The sequence below is a fragment of the Leisingera sp. UBA4491 genome, assembly GCF_002388965.1.
Classification (GTDB): Bacteria; Pseudomonadota; Alphaproteobacteria; order Rhodobacterales; family Rhodobacteraceae; genus Leisingera; species Leisingera aquaemixtae.
The window spans coordinates 36,419-52,885 of sequence record NZ_DGNN01000017.1 but is presented as its reverse complement, the minus strand read 5'-3'; the positions used below and the strand labels follow the sequence as shown (position 1 = coordinate 52,885).

Annotated in this window: 17 protein-coding genes; 9 read left to right on the top strand and 8 right to left on the bottom strand. The window is 65.9% G+C overall.

All coding sequences use genetic code 11. From position 1 onward, the window contains the following. Window positions 1–25 precede the first annotated feature (25 nt). Genes phnG through phnN form a run of 7 tightly spaced genes read left to right on the top strand, consistent with a single transcriptional unit; the run spans window position 26 to window position 5,092 of the window. Window positions 26–478: a phosphonate C-P lyase system protein PhnG gene (phnG, locus tag B2P87_RS09480; RefSeq protein ID WP_141891244.1), complete on the top strand. Its 453-nt coding sequence runs from the start codon at window positions 26–28 to the stop codon at window positions 476–478. Then, window positions 478–1,062: a phosphonate C-P lyase system protein PhnH gene (phnH, locus tag B2P87_RS09475; RefSeq protein ID WP_141891243.1), complete on the top strand. Its 585-nt coding sequence runs from the start codon at window positions 478–480 to the stop codon at window positions 1,060–1,062. Before phnG ends, phnH begins: the two co-directional genes overlap by 1 nt. 4 nt (window positions 1,063–1,066) lie before the next feature. Then, complete coding sequence (locus B2P87_RS09470; RefSeq protein ID WP_141891242.1) at window positions 1,067–2,167, top strand: carbon-phosphorus lyase complex subunit PhnI; 1,101 nt, start codon at window positions 1,067–1,069, stop codon at window positions 2,165–2,167. Beyond that, window positions 2,164–3,021 (top strand): alpha-D-ribose 1-methylphosphonate 5-phosphate C-P-lyase PhnJ, encoded by an 858-nt coding sequence (locus tag B2P87_RS09465; RefSeq protein WP_141891241.1) that lies wholly within the window; start codon window positions 2,164–2,166, stop codon window positions 3,019–3,021. Before B2P87_RS09470 ends, B2P87_RS09465 begins: the two co-directional genes overlap by 4 nt. Before the next feature lie 49 nt (window positions 3,022–3,070). Then, complete coding sequence (gene phnK, locus B2P87_RS09460; protein WP_141891240.1) at window positions 3,071–3,841, top strand: phosphonate C-P lyase system protein PhnK; 771 nt, start codon at window positions 3,071–3,073, stop codon at window positions 3,839–3,841. 10 nt (window positions 3,842–3,851) lie between these two features. Further along, a complete protein-coding gene (phnL, locus tag B2P87_RS09455) occupies window positions 3,852–4,535 on the top strand; it encodes a phosphonate C-P lyase system protein PhnL (protein ID WP_141891239.1) in 684 nt (227 codons plus the stop codon). Further along, entirely contained in the window at window positions 4,532–5,092 is a 561-nt protein-coding gene (phnN, locus tag B2P87_RS09450; RefSeq protein WP_141891238.1) for a phosphonate metabolism protein/1,5-bisphosphokinase (PRPP-forming) PhnN, read from the top strand. Before phnL ends, phnN begins: the two co-directional genes overlap by 4 nt. Here phnN and B2P87_RS09445 read toward each other — a convergent pair. Beyond that, entirely contained in the window at window positions 5,074–5,757 is a 684-nt protein-coding gene (locus tag B2P87_RS09445; RefSeq protein WP_141891237.1) for a DUF1045 domain-containing protein, read from the bottom strand. The two genes, phnN and B2P87_RS09445, sit on opposite strands and share 19 nt — an antisense overlap. A gap of 50 nt (window positions 5,758–5,807) precedes the next feature. On the opposite strand from B2P87_RS09445, the gene B2P87_RS09440 reads away from it, so the two are divergent. Further along, complete coding sequence (locus B2P87_RS09440; RefSeq protein WP_141891236.1) at window positions 5,808–6,950, top strand: alpha-D-ribose 1-methylphosphonate 5-triphosphate diphosphatase; 1,143 nt, start codon at window positions 5,808–5,810, stop codon at window positions 6,948–6,950. A 59-nt stretch (window positions 6,951–7,009) separates the two neighbouring features. Here B2P87_RS09440 and B2P87_RS09435 read toward each other — a convergent pair whose 3' ends face one another. From B2P87_RS09435 to B2P87_RS09405, 7 genes are read right to left on the bottom strand one after another with little or no spacing between them, the layout of a single operon-like run. Continuing rightward, window positions 7,010–7,489, bottom strand: coding sequence for a class I SAM-dependent methyltransferase (locus B2P87_RS09435; RefSeq protein WP_141891235.1), 480 nt, complete (start codon window positions 7,487–7,489; stop codon window positions 7,010–7,012). Continuing rightward, the gene (locus tag B2P87_RS09430) at window positions 7,490–8,248 is read right to left on the bottom strand and encodes a polysaccharide deacetylase family protein (RefSeq protein ID WP_141891234.1); all 759 of its coding nucleotides are present in this window, start codon (window positions 8,246–8,248) and stop codon (window positions 7,490–7,492) included. Beyond that, window positions 8,245–9,381, bottom strand: a complete 1,137-nt coding sequence (locus B2P87_RS09425) for a glycosyltransferase family protein (protein ID WP_141891233.1) — start codon at window positions 9,379–9,381, stop codon at window positions 8,245–8,247. The genes B2P87_RS09430 and B2P87_RS09425 overlap by 4 nt, the downstream gene beginning before the upstream one ends. Then, the gene (locus B2P87_RS09420; protein WP_141891232.1) at window positions 9,378–9,965 is read right to left on the bottom strand and encodes a histidine phosphatase family protein; all 588 of its coding nucleotides are present in this window, start codon (window positions 9,963–9,965) and stop codon (window positions 9,378–9,380) included. Before B2P87_RS09420 ends, B2P87_RS09425 begins: the two co-directional genes overlap by 4 nt. Further along, window positions 9,962–11,050, bottom strand: a complete 1,089-nt coding sequence (locus B2P87_RS09415) for a glycosyltransferase family 4 protein (RefSeq protein ID WP_141891231.1) — start codon at window positions 11,048–11,050, stop codon at window positions 9,962–9,964. Before B2P87_RS09415 ends, B2P87_RS09420 begins: the two co-directional genes overlap by 4 nt. 6 nt (window positions 11,051–11,056) lie before the next feature. After that, a complete protein-coding gene (locus B2P87_RS09410) occupies window positions 11,057–12,301 on the bottom strand; it encodes a glycosyltransferase (protein WP_141891230.1) in 1,245 nt (414 codons plus the stop codon). Further along, window positions 12,298–13,524, bottom strand: coding sequence for a glycosyltransferase family protein (locus B2P87_RS09405; protein WP_259943409.1), 1,227 nt, complete (start codon window positions 13,522–13,524; stop codon window positions 12,298–12,300). The genes B2P87_RS09410 and B2P87_RS09405 overlap by 4 nt, the downstream gene beginning before the upstream one ends. A gap of 393 nt (window positions 13,525–13,917) precedes the next feature. On the opposite strand from B2P87_RS09405, the gene B2P87_RS09400 reads away from it, so the two are divergent. After that, window positions 13,918–16,419: a mechanosensitive ion channel family protein gene (locus B2P87_RS09400; RefSeq protein ID WP_141891229.1), complete on the top strand. Its 2,502-nt coding sequence runs from the start codon at window positions 13,918–13,920 to the stop codon at window positions 16,417–16,419. Window positions 16,420–16,467 lie beyond the last annotated feature (48 nt).

The window sequence follows — 16,467 nt, the reverse complement described above, 5'->3', positions numbered from 1 at the left end:
CAACCCGGCCAAGAGGCATAGACAGATGAAAACCACATTTTCCGCAGCGGACCGCAAAGGCTGGATGAGCCTGCTGGCCACTGCTGACGAGGCCCGGCTGACTGAGCTGTGGCAGGGCTGCGGGATTGATCCCGTTTGTGAATGGCTGCGCCCGCCCGAGGCTGGCGGGGTCATGGTGCGGGGCCGCATGGGCGGGACCGGTGCGCCCTTCAATCTGGGAGAAATGACCGTTACCCGCTGTGCGGTGTCGCTGGACGACGGCACCGTCGGTCACGGGTATGTGCAGGGGCGCAGCAAGGCCAAGGCGGCAATGGCCGCCAAGATTGATGCGCTGATGCAGACCAGTGCGGCGGCGGGCGTGCGCAAGGCAGTGCTGGAGCCGCTGGCAGAAGAGCGGCAGGCGAAAAAGAACGCCCGAGCCGCCAAGGCGGCGGCGACCAAGGTCGAGTTTTTCACCATGGTGCGGGGAGAGGACTGATGAGCCTGGAAACCCCGAATGCCGTTTATGCGGGCGGCTTCAGCAATCCCCCGGTGGCTGCGGCACATGCCTTCCGCGCCGCGATGAACGCCATGGCCCGGCCCGGCCAGGTCCAGGACATCACCGGAGCGGCACCGCCGGACGGGATCTCAGCCGCGGCGGGCAGCCTGCTGCTGACGCTGTGCGATCCGGAAACCGGTGTTTATCTGGCGCCGGGCACGGACAGCGGTGCCTTGCGCGGCTGGCTGGCGTTTCACACGGGCGCGCCGGTTGTCCCGGCGGAGCAGGCGGATTTCGCGCTTGGCAGCTGGGAGGCGCTGATGCCGTTGGACCGCTTCCGCATCGGCACCCCTGAATATCCAGACCGCTCGGCCACTTTGATTGTCGAAACGCCCGGTTTCGCTGCCCCCAACGCGGTGCTGAGCGGCCCCGGCATCAAAGACACAGCCCGGATGCAGCTGCCGGAACTAACTGCGTTCCAGAACAATGCCGCTCTCTACCCGCTGGGAGTGGACTTCTTCTTCACCTCGGGGTCGCAGGTGGCTGCGCTGCCCCGGTCCACCGGCATCACCAGGGAGGCATGAGCCCATGTATGTTGCTGTCAAAGGCGGCGAACGCGCCATTGAGAACGCCCATGCCTGGCTGGCAGAGGAGCGCCGCGGCGATACCAGTGTTGCGGAGCTGAGCCTGCCCCAGATCCGCGAACAGCTGAGCCTGGCGGTGAACCGGGTGATGGCCGAAGGGTCTTTGTACGACCCGGAACTGGCGGCGCTGGCGATCAAGCAGTCCCGCGGCGATCTGATCGAGGCCATCTTCCTGATCCGCGCCTACCGCACCACCCTGCCGCGGTTCGGCTATTCGCAGCCGGTGAAGACCGGGGAGATGGCCTGCGACCGCCGAATCTCGGCCACCTTCAAGGACGCCCCCGGCGGCCAGGTGCTGGGTCCGACGTTCGACTACACCCACCGGCTGCTGGATTTCAAACTGGCGGCGGAGGGCGAGGTGCCAGAGGCACCGGTGTCCGAGCCGCGCAATGCAGCGACGCCGCATATCACCGGGTTTCTGCAGGGCGAGGACATTATCGAGCGAGAGCCGTCCTCGGACGCAGTGCCGGGCGATCTGACCCGGGAGCCGATGTCTTTTCCGGCGGGCCGGGCGGTGCGGCTGCAATCGCTGACCCGCGGCGATGAAGGCTTCATCCTCGGCATGGCCTACTCGACCCAGCGCGGCTACGCGCGCAATCATGCCTTTGTCGGCGAATTGCGCATCGGCACCGTGCCGGTGGAGATGGACATCCCTGAGCTGGGCTTTGCCATTGAAATCGGCGAGGTGGAGCTGACCGAATGCGAGACCGTGAACCAGTTCAAGGGCTCCAATACGGTGCCGCCGCAGTTCACCCGCGGCTACGGGCTGGTCTTTGGCCAGTCAGAGCGCAAGTCCATCGCCATGGCGCTGGTCGACCGCGCGCTGCGCTGGGAGGAGCTGGGCGAGGACAATGTGGGCGCCGCAGCCCAGGACGAGGAATTTGTCCTGAGCCACGCGGATAACATCCAGGCGACTGGCTTTTTGGAGCATATCAAACTGCCGCATTACGTGGATTTTCAGTCCGAACTGGAACTGGTCCGCAAACTGCGCCGCGAAGCGGCGGAGCTGGCAGAGACACTGGCCGCACGGGAGGCTGTGGAATGAACGACTACAACTTTGCATACCTTGACGAACAGACCAAGCGGATGATCCGCCGGGCGATCCTGAAAGGGCTGGCGGTGCCGGGCTATCAGGTGCCCTTTGCCAGCCGCGAGATGCCGATGCCTTACGGCTGGGGCACCGGCGGAGTGCAGGTCTCGGCCGCGACGCTGACGCCGGACGATACGCTGAAAGTGATCGACCAGGGCGCCGATGACACCACCAATGCGGTCTCGATCCGCAAGTTCTTTGAAAAGACGGCGGGGGTTGCCACTACCGAGGAAACGGAGAAGGCCAGCGTCATCCAGACCCGCCACCGGATCCCCGAGGCAGAGCTGACCGAAGATCAGATCCTGGTCTACCAGGTGCCGATCCCGGAGCCGCTGCGTTTTTTGGAGCCGCGGGAGACCGAGACCCGCAAAATGCACAGCTTGCAGGAATACGGGCTGATGCACGTGAAACTATATGAGGACATCTCGCAGCACGGCGCGATTGCCACCGCCTATGCCTACCCGGTGAAGGTGGAGGGACGGTACGTGATGGACCCTTCGCCGATCCCCAAGTTCGACAACCCCAAGATGGAGATGGCGGCGATCCAGCTGTTCGGCGCGGGCCGCGAGCAGCGTATTTATGCGGTGCCTCCCTATACGCAGGTCGTGTCCCTTGATTTTGAAGATTACCCGTTTGAGGCCAGCAAGGCAGATCACCCTTGCGACCTGTGCGGGGCAGAGGACAGCTATTTGGATGAGGTGATCCTGGATGACGCGGGCACCCGGATGTTTGTCTGTTCGGACACCGATTACTGCCACACGCGGCGTGACGCGGGCCATGCCGGCCGCCTGGGAGAGGAAGCCGCGTGATGGAGAACATGCAAAAAATTTCGGAAAAGATCTGGCGGGAGGGAAGGCAATGACGCCTTTGCTGCAAGTGAAAGACGTCGCCAAGATGTATGGCGCCCGGATCGGCTGCACGGATGTGAGCTTTGATCTCTATCCCGGCGAGGTGATGGGGATCGTAGGCGAAAGCGGTTCAGGCAAGTCGACGCTGCTGAACAGCCTGGCGGGCCACCTTGTGCCGGACCGGGGGGAGGTGATCTTTGACACCCGCGCTGACGGGCCGGTGGATACCGTCACCATGTCTGAACCGGCGCGGCGGATGCTGGGCCGCACCGATTGGGCGTTTGTGCATCAGCACGCCCGCGACGGTTTGCGCATGTCCGTGAGTGCCGGCGGCAATATCGGCGAGCGGCTGATGGCCGTTGGCAACCGTCACTATGGCGCGATCCGCGATCATGCGGCCGACTGGCTGGGCCGCGTGGAAATCTCGGAGAGCCGGATTGATGACCGCCCCTCAGCCTTCTCCGGCGGTATGCAGCAGCGCCTGCAGATTGCCCGCAATCTGGTGACCGGTCCGCGGCTGGTGTTCATGGATGAGCCGACCGGCGGTTTGGACGTGTCGGTGCAGGCGCGCCTGCTGGACCTGCTGCGCGGTCTGGTGCGCGAAATGGGGTTGAGCGCGATCATCGTGACCCATGACCTGGCTGTGGTGCGCCTTTTGGCGGACCGGCTGATGGTGATGAAGGACGGGCATGTGGTGGAAACCGGGCTGACCGATCAAGTGCTGGACGACCCTCAGCACGCCTATACCCAGCTGCTGGTCTCCAGCGTGCTGCAAGTCTGAGGACGGGGCGATGATTGAACTGAAGAATGTGAGCAAAAGCTTCACCCTGCATAACCAGGGCAGCGCAGTGATCCCGGTGATGGAGAACGCCAGCCTGAGCGTGAAGCCTGGCGAATGCGCCGGCCTGGTCGGGGCCTCCGGCGCGGGCAAGTCCACCCTGATGCGGGTGATCTACGGCAATTACCTGGCCGCTTCCGGCAGTGTGGTCGTGGGCGGCGTGGATGTGGCCAAGGCCGAGCCGCGGGAGATTCTGGCGCTGCGCCGCGAGACGCTGGGATATGTCAGCCAATTCCTGCGGGTGGTTCCGCGGGTGCCTACGCTGGATGTTGTGGCCGAACCGCTGCTGGCGGTCGGCACGCCGGCGGATCAGGCGCGGGACAAGGCGGCCTCGCTCTTGGCGCAGCTCAACATTCCCGAACGTCTGTGGAGCCTTAGCCCCACCACATTTTCGGGCGGCGAGCAGCAGCGGGTGAATATCGCGCGCGGCTTCGCCTATGAGTATCCGGCGCTGCTGCTGGACGAGCCGACGGCGAGCCTCGATGCGCAAAACCGCGCCACCGTGCTGGCGCTGATCGAAGGTGCCAAGGCGCGGGGGGCTGCGATCATCGGTATCTTCCACGATGAGGCGGCGCGCCAGCAGGTTTGCGACCGGTTCGTTGATGTCTCTGACTTTGCGCCCAAGGCGGCGGCATGAGCGCGCGTGCGGAAAAGGGCCCGGTCATTGCCGTGGTCGGACCGTCGGGCGCCGGCAAGGACAGCCTGATATCTGCCCTTGCGGTCTCCGATCCCCGGCTGCGGCTGATGCGGCGGGTGATCACCCGCGCGCCAGAGGCTGGCGGCGAGGACTACCAGGCGGTGACGGAGGCTGAATTCGCGGCCCTTGAGCGAAATGGCGTCTTTGCCTTGCACTGGCAGGCGCATGGCCTGCACTACGGCATCCCGCGCGACATTGAGACGTTGCGGGCCGGTGCCGGCGGCGTGCTGGTCAATCTGTCCCGGGCTGTGCTGCTGCAGGCGCAGGAGGTGTTCGGCGATTTCATCGTGCTGTCGGTGACGGCACGGCCGGAGGTGCTGGCCGAAAGGCTCTCTGCCCGCGGGCGGGAGGGCGCCGAAGAGGTTCAGCGCCGTCTGGCCCGGGCGGCCAACACCTTGCCGGAAGGGCTGCGCAGGGTGCATGAGATCGGCAACAGCGGTGCGCTCAGTGCGGCGGTGGCCGCCGCGCTGGCAGCCCTTCAGCCGGAGAGGGCGTAGCGGTGGATCAGGTGAAACCTGCCGTCCGGTGCTTCGCCCGCCAGCACGATGTCGCGGATAACCAGCGGCGCGGGCAGCAGCGGAATAAGACGCTCCTCCAGCGCCGCTTCCACAGCAGGCAGGTCGGGCTTTGGCAGTTTGCCGGTGAGCGTGATGTGAAACCGGAACTGCTCCAGCACATAAGGGTAGCCCCACTGGGTGAGGTTCTTGTCCTGTTCGGGGCTCAGGCCTGCGCCGCGGCGGCGGTCCAGCTCAGCCTGGGCCGGCGGCGCGCGGAAAGGATCCAGCTCTGTCACGCAGGCGGCGGCCAGGGCGTTCAGCGCGGTCTCGCCGCCGCTGGGGCGCAACGCCAGGAAGCGGCCCAGCCGGGCCAGGTGCAGCCCATCGAGCGTCACCGGCTTCTGTGCTGCGGCCAGCGCCGCGCAGGCCGCTTCCAGTGCCGCCTGGGATTGCCCCTCAGCCAGGCGCATCGGCGGCTTCAGGGTGGCATGCAGCCCGTATTTACGGGGAACCTCCGTTATCGCCGCCACGTCCAGCCCGGTGCCCTCCGGGTGGGGCCGGGTGCGGCCTGTTTCCAGGTCCCAGCCCAGCCAGCTGGCACCGAACCGGCACCATTCCGCGTCTGCAGGCGGAGCGTAGTAGATCGCGTATCGCGTGAATGTCACATTGGCCTCCTAAACGTGGCCTTCCATAACTCGAAAGATGTGAAGCTCAGATGACAGAAGAGTTGATCCTTGCCAATGCCACGCTGGTGCTTCCGGGGGAGACCCGCACCGGCAGCGTGAAGGTTTCCGGCGGTGAGATCGCGGATATTGCGGAGGGCGCCGCGGTTCCGGCAGGCGCCATCGACTGCGGGGGCGATTTTGTCTGTCCGGGTCTGGTGGAACTGCATACCGACAACCTGGAGCGTCACATCCAGCCGCGCCCCAAGGTGGACTGGCCGCACGCCAGCGCGATCATTGCCCATGATGCGGAACTTGCGGGCACTGGCATCACCACGGTGTTCGATGCGATGCGTGTCGGCTCGATCAGCCGCAAGGAAAGCCGCTATGGCGCCTATGCCCGCGGGCTGGCTAGCGAGCTGCTGGAGCTTCGGGCAGCGGAGGCGCTGAAAATCTCGCATTTCCTGCACCTGCGGGCGGAGGTCTGCTCGGATTCTCTGGTGGCGGAGCTGGAGGCCTTTGGCGAGGCGGACCGGGTCGGGCTGGTGTCGCTGATGGACCATACACCGGGGCAGCGGCAGTTCCGCGACCTGTCCAAGCTGGAACAGTATGTGAAGGGCAAGCACGGGTTCGATGATGCCGGATTCCAGGCGCATATCGCGCATCTGAGAGAGCTGCGCGAGACCTATGGCGACCTGCATGAGGCGGAGGCGGTGAAGGCAGCAAAGCGCTTTGGCGCGGTCTTGGCAAGCCATGACGACACCACGGCAGGGCAGGTGGCCGTTTCGGCAAGCCACGGCATTCAGCTGGCGGAGTTCCCCACCACGGTGGAGGCCGCGCAGGCCTGCCACGCCCATGGCATCAAGGTGATGATGGGCGCGCCGAACCTGATCCGCGGCGGCTCGCACTCCGGCAATGTGGCAGCGTATGAGCTGGCGGAGCTCGAGCTTTTGGACATTCTGTCGTCGGATTATGTGCCGGCGGCTCTTTTGATGGCGGCTGTGAGGCTGGGCGACCTGTGGGGCGACACGGCGCGGGGCCTGGGCACGGTCACACATGCGCCGGCCGATGCGGTGGGGCTGCACGACCGCGGGCGGCTGCAGACAGGCAAGCGCGCCGATCTGATCCGGTTCCGTGTGACAGCGGGCGCGCCAGCGGTGCGCGGCGTGTGGTCGCGCGGCTTGCGGGTGGCCTGAACGCCCAACTGCAGGGGCGGGGCGTTCGCTGACCGGCCCGGGGCCGGGCGGGACATTGATCAGCCGGCGCGGTAAAACATGTAGCGGCCGGGCGGGATGCCCTCGGGGCCGACAAGCTTCTCGAACCCGGCCAGCGGCTGACCGGAAACAATGATGCCGCCTGGCGCCATCACCTTGGCAATCACAGGGGACAGGGCAGCGGCCTCGGCGACGTCCTTTTCCTTCACTCCGAAACCGAAGTCATAATGCGCCAAGGCGATCCGGCGGCCTTCGGCGTCGAGCCGTTCCAGCATTGGTTTTGCCTCGCCCTGCAGAAAGTCCTGGTCCGGCGGGATGCAGGAGGGGTGGCATTGCAGCACCCTGTCGATCACCCAGATCCGGCGGGCGGGGAGGATTGCGCGCAGATGATCGTAGGTGCGCCCGTTGCCAAGCCCCATGTCCAGAACGTCGCCCTCCATCGTGCGGATCTGCTCGGCGGCCCAATTCAGGCCATCGCGCTGGGCTGTCAGGCGGCGCAGCATGGAGTCGAGACGGCTCATTCAGGACATCCTTTCATCATAGATCCAGGCTTCGGCCGGTCCTGCCAGCAAACGCCTGGCAAGCGCGGCAGTGAACTCCCAGACCTTTTCATCATGCACCAGGTGATGGGTGAGCAGGCCGTAAGGCTCTGTATTGTCCGCATCGCCCAGGCGGCGCTCGCGCAGCTGGCGCGCGGCTTGCGCGATCAGCCGCTCTGGCGGCAGCAGGCTGCGGGAGCCTTTCCAATCGATCGGATCCAGATGCGTGTTCACCCGCAGAAGGCCGGAGGCGGGTTTGGCGCTGCTGCGCGGACCGAAGGTGGAGACCGCGGTGAAGCCGGCGCCGGCCAGCCAGGTCAGCATCTCCGGCGAGACCCTGTTCCAGGGCGGCACGAACATCGGCCGCAGGCTGGCGCCAAACAGCTTGCGCAGGCGGGTCAAGCCGCGCTCGGCATCGTCCAGCAGCTCGTCCAGCGGCCGGTGCGAACCGAATTCCGCCTTCTTCTCGCCTGCAGGGGCGTGGTTCTGGTGCGCCCAGCCGTGCGCAACCGGGATCAGCTGCGGATGGTCTGCAACAAATCGGGCCAGATCCGGGGTGACGCCCTGCGGTATCACCGCCAGATGCACCGGCAGATCAAGCGCCGCGGAGAGGTCCGCCAAACGGTCCAGTTCCGCTGACTGGGACATCGCGTCATCGTCCCGCCACCACAAGGGCAGCGTCAATCCCGCCTCCTGCCAGTGCTCCAGTTCCCGGTCCAGCCCGCTCCAATCCGGTGTCATCCGCGCCCTCCCGCAAGTTCTGCGGCAATCTCCACACTCCGGGCGGCTCCGTCAAACCTGAAACCGCCTGCCAGTCGCGGCGGAGCCTGCATTGCTGCCTTGACCGCAGCGCATAGCGCTTCGGGGGTGAGGTCTGCTGTTTTGACCACCTCCATGCCGTTCAGCGGGGCGAGGCTGGCAGCACGCAGGCCCTGTTCGGTCTCATTGCCCGCATCGAAGGCGATGAGGACCGCGGGCGTGCCGGCTTGCAACAGGTCAAGCGCGGTGTTGTAGCCACACATGCTGACCGAGGCGGCGGCGTTAGAAAGCATCTGCCGGAAGTCCTTGCGCGCCGGTTCCAGCAGGGCGGGGGAACCGGCCTTGGCAAATTCTGCAATCCGCGCGCCGGCGTCTGAACCGCCAACCAGCAGGCGCCAGGGGGTGTCGGGCATCTGCCTGGCCGCCTCCAGGGCAGCCCGGTACAGCGGCGTGCCCACGCTGCCGCCGCCGGCGCTGACAAGCACCTCGCCGCGGCCTGCCAGCTTTGGATGCGGGCCGGCGGCGGGCGGCGCGACATAACCGGTGTATCGCAGCCTGCCGGCAAGCATCGGCGAGACCGGCCAGCTGGCCTCCAGCCTGGTGGCCGCGGGATCTGAATGGACCAGAACAGCATCATAGTGCCGGGCAATGACTGCATCGGCCTTTTCCGCCTTCTCCGGTTTGGAGGGCGGTGCGAGGATATCGCGGATGGAGGACAGGATCACCGGCCGCCGGGGCAGCGCAGCGGCTGATTCCAGCAGCGCCAGGAATTCCTGGCGCAAGGAGCGGCGGCCAAAGGGGTAGAGTTCGGTGATCAGCACATCGGGCTGCAGCCTGTGCAGGGCCGCGCAAAGGGCGTCCTTGCGGCGGGTCCGGTACGCTTCGCCGGCCAAAGATCCATGCGCGTCCAGCAGCCGGGTGAAATCCACCCCGTCCGAGCGCAGCGGCGGCAGCTGGATCACCTCGACCCCTTCGGCGTTGAGCTGCGGAGCTGGAAATCCGCCAGAGGCCACCTGCACCCGGTGTCCGGCCTCGGTAAAGGCGCGTGCCAGCGTCAGAGCCCGCGAAAGATGGCCCGTGCCGAGGAGGTGGGTGACGGCAATCAGAACCTTCATGGCGTGTCCTCGCGGATCAGCCGCACAGGTTCAGCCCAGGGTGTGAGCGAGGCGCCGTCAACCTCCACCACAAACAGCCGGTTGCGTTTGATGCGGAAGGGGGCGGGGCCGTCGAAATTCCAGCCGTGGGCGCGGGCTAGGATCATCCGCATGATGCCGATGTGGCAGACCGCGACCGCATCCCGCGTCAGGCCGTGCAGCCAGGGGGCTATGCGGGCCCAGACCTCTGCCGGGCTCTCGCCGCCGGGCGGGCGGTAGTGCCAGCCCCAGTCCTCGATATCGCGGAAGCCGCTGGCGGGATCGGCCTTCAGGTCCAGCCCGTGCAGCCCCTCCCAGCCGCCCCAGTTCATCTCAGTCAGTTCCAGCGCGGTACGGGGCGGGCGGCCTGCCACCAATTCTGCGGTTTCGGCTGCACGCACCAGCGGGCTGGACCATAGCTCTGCGGTGTCCCACGGGGCGGGCAGGGCGTAACCGCTCAAATCCTCGCGGGCTTGCGCGTCCAGCGGTATGTCGCTGCGCCCCTGAATGCGCCCGGCACGGTTCCAGGCGGTGTGGCCGTGCCGCAATAGGGCGAGGCGGATCATGTCTGTGTCTCCATCAGCGGGGCGGCGATGTCCCAAAACCGGCGGGCAGCCGCGGGGGCGAGGTGGTTCCGGGCGATGTATTCACGGGCCTCCCGGCCAATGCCGCTGCACAGGGCGGGGCTTGCCAGCAGGCCGGCCGTGAAAGCTGCCAAAGCCGCCGCGCCGTCTTCGGGGTCCGGGTAGGGGCGGGGCAGCAGCACATCGCGCACGCCGGGGCGGTTCTGGGCTGCCACCGGCAGGCCGTGGGCCTGCGCCTCAAGATAGACCATGCCGAAGGCTTCGTTCACGCCGGGCCACAGGAACAGGGAGGATTTGATATATGCCGCCGACAGATCCTCGCGCGAGAGCTGTCCCAGAAATCGGACCTGGCCGCCAAAGGGGGCCATCAGCGCCTCAACGTCAGACCGGGCCGGGCCATCGCCTGCGATGTCCAGCCGCCAGTCACCAGGCAAATGCGCAAGCGTCTGGGCAATTATCCGGTAGGAAGCGAGCTTGTCGCCAGCGCGCATCATGCCTGCTGTCAGCATCGGGCCGTCCAAGGAAGACGCGGCGGGCAGACCCTCAAGCGGCAGGAAGGGCGGCAAGGGAGCTACAATCTGGCCGCCGCAGCGATCGCGCTCCAGCGCGAAGTGGTCCTGTCCGGTGAAATAGAAGATCGCCGCAGCGGCATCGGCAGCGGCGTGGGCGGCTTCGGCAAATCCCGCCCATGGCCCGGTCAGGCGCTTTTTGGCGCGGGTGGATTCGATCTGCACATAGGGTATCGCGCGGGCGCGGGCCACGGCGGGGCCGATCAGGTCCGGCGCCTTGTAATAGTTGTGGTAGGTGACCCAGAGGTCTGCCGCCGGCATCTCCCGGATCAGCCGGGCGGCCTCCGCCTCTGCTGCCTTCCGCAGGTCTGTCTGCAATGCCGCCTCGCCGCGTTTTTCATAGGACCTGAAGTCGGAGACCAGCTGCACATCCGCGCCGCTGCTGCGAAGCAGGCCCATCAGGTTGCGGGCAATCTCGCGGTCACCGGAGGGCACCGGGTGGTGCGGCGGCTTCATCGGCGCGTAAAAGGCGACCTGTTTTCCGGCTCCCGGCTGCATGACCCGTCAGCCGCCGTGCAGCATCGCCGTCAACCGTTTCGAAAGCTGGGCGATGCCGGGATCCATGCCGAAATCCGAACGCAACCGGTCCAGCGCGGCCTCGGCCATTCTGGCCAGATCCTGCGGATGGCGGGCGGCGTAGAGCAGGGTTTCAGCAAGCGCCTCCGGGCTGTCTTCGCTCAGCAGGCCATGGGTGCCGTGGGTGATGAATTCCGGAATGGCGGACACCGGGGTCGACAGGATCGGCAGGGTTTGCGAGGCGGCCTCCATCAAGACATTGGGCAGCCCGTCGCGGTCACCGTCCGAGGCGACACGGCTGGGCAGCACGAACAGGTCGGAGCTGCGCATCGCCTCGATCACCTCGGGCTGGTCGCAGGCCCCGTGCCAGGTGATGCGGTCCGCGATGCCCGCATCCCGGGCCATGTCTTGCAAGAGATCGCCCAGACCGCCGCCGCCGATGTGGGTCCAGTGCCAGTCAAGACCCGCAGGCAGCAGCGCCAGCGCGGCAATCAGCCGGTCAAAGCCCTTCTTCTCCACCAGGCGGCCAACCGACATGAAGCGGATCGGGTCCTGCGGCTGCCGGGCTTTGCGCTCCGGCGGAGCGGGGAAACGGGACAGGTCGAGCCCGTGATAGACCAGGTCAACCCGGCCCGGCGTATCGGCCAGCTCTTGCAGATGCCTGGCGCCAAAGCCCGTGCAGGTCGCACCGAACGCCGCGCCGTAGTGGGCGGCGGAGAGTTTTTCCTGAAGCTCCCAGTCCGGCGAGGTCCAGATATCCTTTGCATGGGCCGAAAAACTCCACGGCAGGCCGCGCATGATCGCGGCATAGCGCGCGACCGAAGAAGGCGTGTGCAGAAAATGCGCATAGAGGCCCAGAACCTCATCCGGCATCTCGGCCGCCAGCACGCAGGCCTGGCCGAAACGGCGGATGCGGTTGGGGGTCAGGTCGCGGCGCAGATCGGCCCGCCAGATGCGGTAGGCCTCGGCGTAGCCCGGCAGCTCTTGCGCGTTGGCACGGGCGCGCCAGACCCGCTCAGGCTCCTGGTACAGGTATTCGGGCAGGTAGTTTACCTTGGCGTGCAGCTGCGCGTGCAGCGGGTGGCGCTTGATGTCGGTGGGGTGGCGCAGGGACCAGATCTCGAATGAATGGCCGACGGCTTCCAAGGCGACCAGTTCCTGTGCGATGAAGGTCTCGGACAGCCGCGGCCAGCCTTTGACCACCACCGCGAGGGGCGGGCGGGAAGCGGTCATTCAGCAGCCTCCCGGCGGCTGTCGCGCAGCAGGGCGCTGACCCGCTGCGTCACGTAATCCAAGCCGTCCAAAAGACCCTCGGAGCCCGCGGCAGAGGGCGGCGGCTGGGTGGCCAGCGCGCGGATTGCCTTGGCCAGCGCCGGGGCGTTCCAGCCATCGCGGGTCTCGTCCAGCATAGTGGTCAGGCCGATTTCCTCGGCCCGGCTGGCGCGGATCCATTGTTCCAGCCGCGGGGTGGTGCGGGGCACGATCACCGCGGGTTTGTCAAAGGACAGAACCTCGCAGAAGGTGTTGTAGCCGCCCATGCAGACAACACCCTGGGCGCCGGCAAAAAGCGTCTCGATCTGCGATTCAAAGCCGACAGCGGTGACGCGGCCATCGAGCCGGGCAACACGCTGCTCGAAATCCTCGCGGGTCTCGCCGGACAGGAAGGGGCCGTAAACCAGCACCGCGCGGGGTGAAAGCTCCGGGTCGGCTTCATAGGCCGACAGCACCAGGTCCACCATCATCTCGCCATCGCCGCCGCCGCCGGGGGTGACCAGCAGATAAGGCTGTTCCGGCGGCTCTCCCACTTGGCCAAGGTCGCGGCGCAGGTAGCCGGTCCAATGCATCCGCGCCTGCATCTGCGGCGTGAAGGGCAGCCCGGCGGTCGGGTCATAAACCGAACGCGGCCCGTATACCCAGATCTCGTCATAGAAGTCGCGGGTCGCCTCAACGGCGTGCTTGCGCTCCCATTCGGCGGCCAGCACTTCCGGTTCATCCAGCACGTCGCGCAGGCCCAGTACCATCTTGCACCGGCCCTTGGATTTCAGCAGCTCCAGCGCCGGCATCAGCTCGCCGCGGAATCCGGTCGGCTCCTTGTCGGCCACCAGCACATCGGGTTCATACTGTTCCACCGTCGAACGGATCAGGGCCGCGCGCAGATCAGCGGTTTCCTCGATGCTCATGCCCATCGTGCGCGAGGCATAGGAGCCATCTGCGCGTTTGATCACGCCGGGAAGGCGGACATGGTCTACCCGGGTCGGAAAGGAGAACCGCCCCGCCACTGGCGAACCGGTCAGGATCAGCGCCGAGGCATCCGGGTTTGCCGCCGTGATCGCCCCCGCCAGCGCCCGAGAGCGGCGCAGATGGCCCAGCCCGAAGGTGTCGTGGCTGTAGAACATGATCCGCGGTCCGCGCGTGCCGGGGTTCGCTGCTGGCGTTTGCGTGCTTCTTGCCGTCATCGGGCCGCCTGTTCCGGGTTCCGGACCGCACCGGGCAAAGGGATGGTTCCGGCGGCGCCGGGAGCACGCCAGCCAGTGCTGCCGCTTGTCCCAGGGCGCGTGCTGTTGTGCTCCGCCATCGTCCGCCTCAGATTGCGCGCACCGCAGCCGGATGGGGCAGGGGGCGCGGTCAGTATTTGCCTTTGCAGCTGCCGGTTCAGGCACTGGCTTGCAGGGCCACGGGCGCAGCTGACCGCCCGCAGGGCGGATATCTGGATTTGTATAGCCCGGACCCCATGCGCATGCAATCATGCGCCTTTATTGCATAACGCACAGGAAATTGCGCGCGCGCCATTTACGCAACGCTGTTGCGCGTGGTTAATTTGGATCAAGTTTCCAGAAGGATAGGCGGCCATGCTGAGAATGTTGTTCAGGGTCCTGCTGTGCCTGCTGCTGAGCTTCAGCCTGGCGCCTCACGCCGGCGCGCAGGAAAGTGAAACAGCTGTGGGGGACGCGCTCTCCAAGGCAATTGAACAAGCGGCCGAAAGCGGTGTCAGCGTGGTCGTGGTCGACAGCAGCGGCAAGCTTCTGAACGCGCCGCCGGCAGCAGCGCCGGACACCGGGCATCCGGCCTCTGACGTGATGGAGCAGCCTTCGGTCCTGATGAAGGCGCAATCCAGGGTCGCTGCCTTCCGGGCAGAGCTGAACAGCCGGCTGGAAGCACTGCCCTATTCGATCTTCGAAATGCAGTACATCCTGCGCCAGACCAGCCCGGACGGGCGCATCATGACCTATGTCGAAGTGATGGGCTGGAGCGTGCTGTTCCTGCTGATCGGCCGCTGGCTGTCGACGGAGATTTACGGCAAGCGTTTTGCCAAACGGTTCGTGGTCGCGCGGATCCAGGCGGCCCCCCGCGGTTATCAGGAAAAGATGCCCTTCCTGGTGTTCAGGTTCCTGATGGGGATTGGCGCCACCGTTTTTGCGATGGTTTTTGCGGCACTGATCTCTTACCTGATTTTCGGCGCCTCAGGCGATCCGTCCATTGAGTTCACCGTGACGGCTGTTTACACCGCCTTTTTCCTGGCGCGTACGGTATCGGATCTGTGGCGGATGGTGCTGTCGCCATTCCTGGCCCAGTACCGGATCCCCGTTTTCACCGACTGGGACGCCAAGCGGCTCTACATCTGGGCGTCGGTACTGGCGACCTACGACATCTCCTCGACGCTGTTTGCCACTTGGGTCGGGGATTTCGGCCTGAATTACAACGTCTATGCGCTGGTTTACGGCGTTCTGGCCCTGGTCGGGATGCTGGGCAACCTGCTGATGGTTCTGGTCAACAGGCGGGCGATTTCTAACGCCATCCGCGCGGGGCGGGCACCCGGGGAGTGTTCCCGGCTGGTGCGCGTTCTGGCCGTGGCCTGGGCGCCGGTGCTGATGGTCTATATGGCGTTCGGCTGGCTCAAGCTGGCCTTTGATCTGGTTCTGGAACAGGATATCTCGATCCCCCTGATGGCGGGCAGCTATTTCGTTCTGACCACGATCCTGGTGGTCTACGGGGCGATCAACTATGGCATCGAGCGCTATTTCAGCCGGGCCCGTCTGGTAAAGCGCGAAGCGGCAGAGGTGGAGGAACCTGCGGCGGAAGCCGGGGAGCCGGAATCCGCCGCACAGGACGCTGAGGCGGAACCCGCCACCCGCGCCGCTGAGGCGTCTGCAGCGGAGAAGATCCTTCCGGATACTTCCGGGCCGGCAGCTGCCGGAACGATGAATGCGGTAGCCGTTGACGTGCCGCAGGACGGCGCAACGCCGGAACCGGAAGACGATACCGGCGAAGAGGAAATAGCGCCGCGGTCCAAGCACCCGATTGCCACCTACGAGGATCTTGCCCGCCGGGTTGCGGGCATCCTGGCCTTTGTGGTCGGAACATACTCGCTGTTGATCGTCTGGAACCCGGACGCAAGCTGGATCGATTCCACTGCCGCCGAACGGGTGGTGGATGTGACGGTGATCCTGTTTATCGGCTATATCGTCTATCACCTGTTCCGGATTTGGATCGACAGCAAGATCGACGAGGAGGCCGCGGACGTCGTCGATGCAGAGCTGGGCGACGAAGGCGGCGCGGGCGGTGCCAGCCGGCTGGCGACGCTGCTGCCCCTGTTCCGAGGCGCGATCCTGGCGGTGGTGCTGGTTTCTATCGTGCTGATTTTGCTGCTGGAGCTGGGTATCAACGTGAGCCCGCTGTTTGCCGGTGCCGGTGTGGTCGGCCTGGCGGTGGGCTTTGGCTCACAGACCTTGGTGCGGGACATCTTTTCCGGTGCCTTCTTCCTGATCGACGATGCGTTCCGCAAGGGTGAATACATCGACATCGGCGATGTGAAGGGCACGGTGGAAAAAATCTCGGTCCGCTCCTTCCAGCTGCGCCACCACCTGGGCGCGCTGCACACCATCCCGTTTGGCGAGATCAAGGTGCTGACCAACTATTCCCGCGACTGGGTGATGATGAAGCTGCCGCTGCGGGTCACCTACGACACCGACGTGGAAAAGGTCCGCAAGCTGATCAAGAAGCTGGGCCAGACCCTGATGGACGACCCGGTTGTCGGGCACACGTTCATTCAGCCGCTGAAGTCCCAGGGCGTGATCGAGATGCAGGATTCGGCGATGATCATCCGGGTGAAATTCATGACCAAGCCGGGGGACCAGTGGATTGTCCGCAAACGGGTGTACCAGGAAATCCGCGAGCTGTTTGCCCGCGAAGGCATCAAGTTTGCCCACCGCGAGGTCACCGTGCGGCTGGCGCCGGACCAGGAGGAGGAGCTGACGCCGAAACAGAAGGAAGCCGTAACAGGTGCCGTGCAGGCCGCCATCGACGATGACATGCTGGAGGATATGGGCGGACCTGGCGGCGACGACCGCTAAGCCCGCAGCCGACAGCGCTCCCGCCCCCGCGCTGGACCGCTGGCGCGC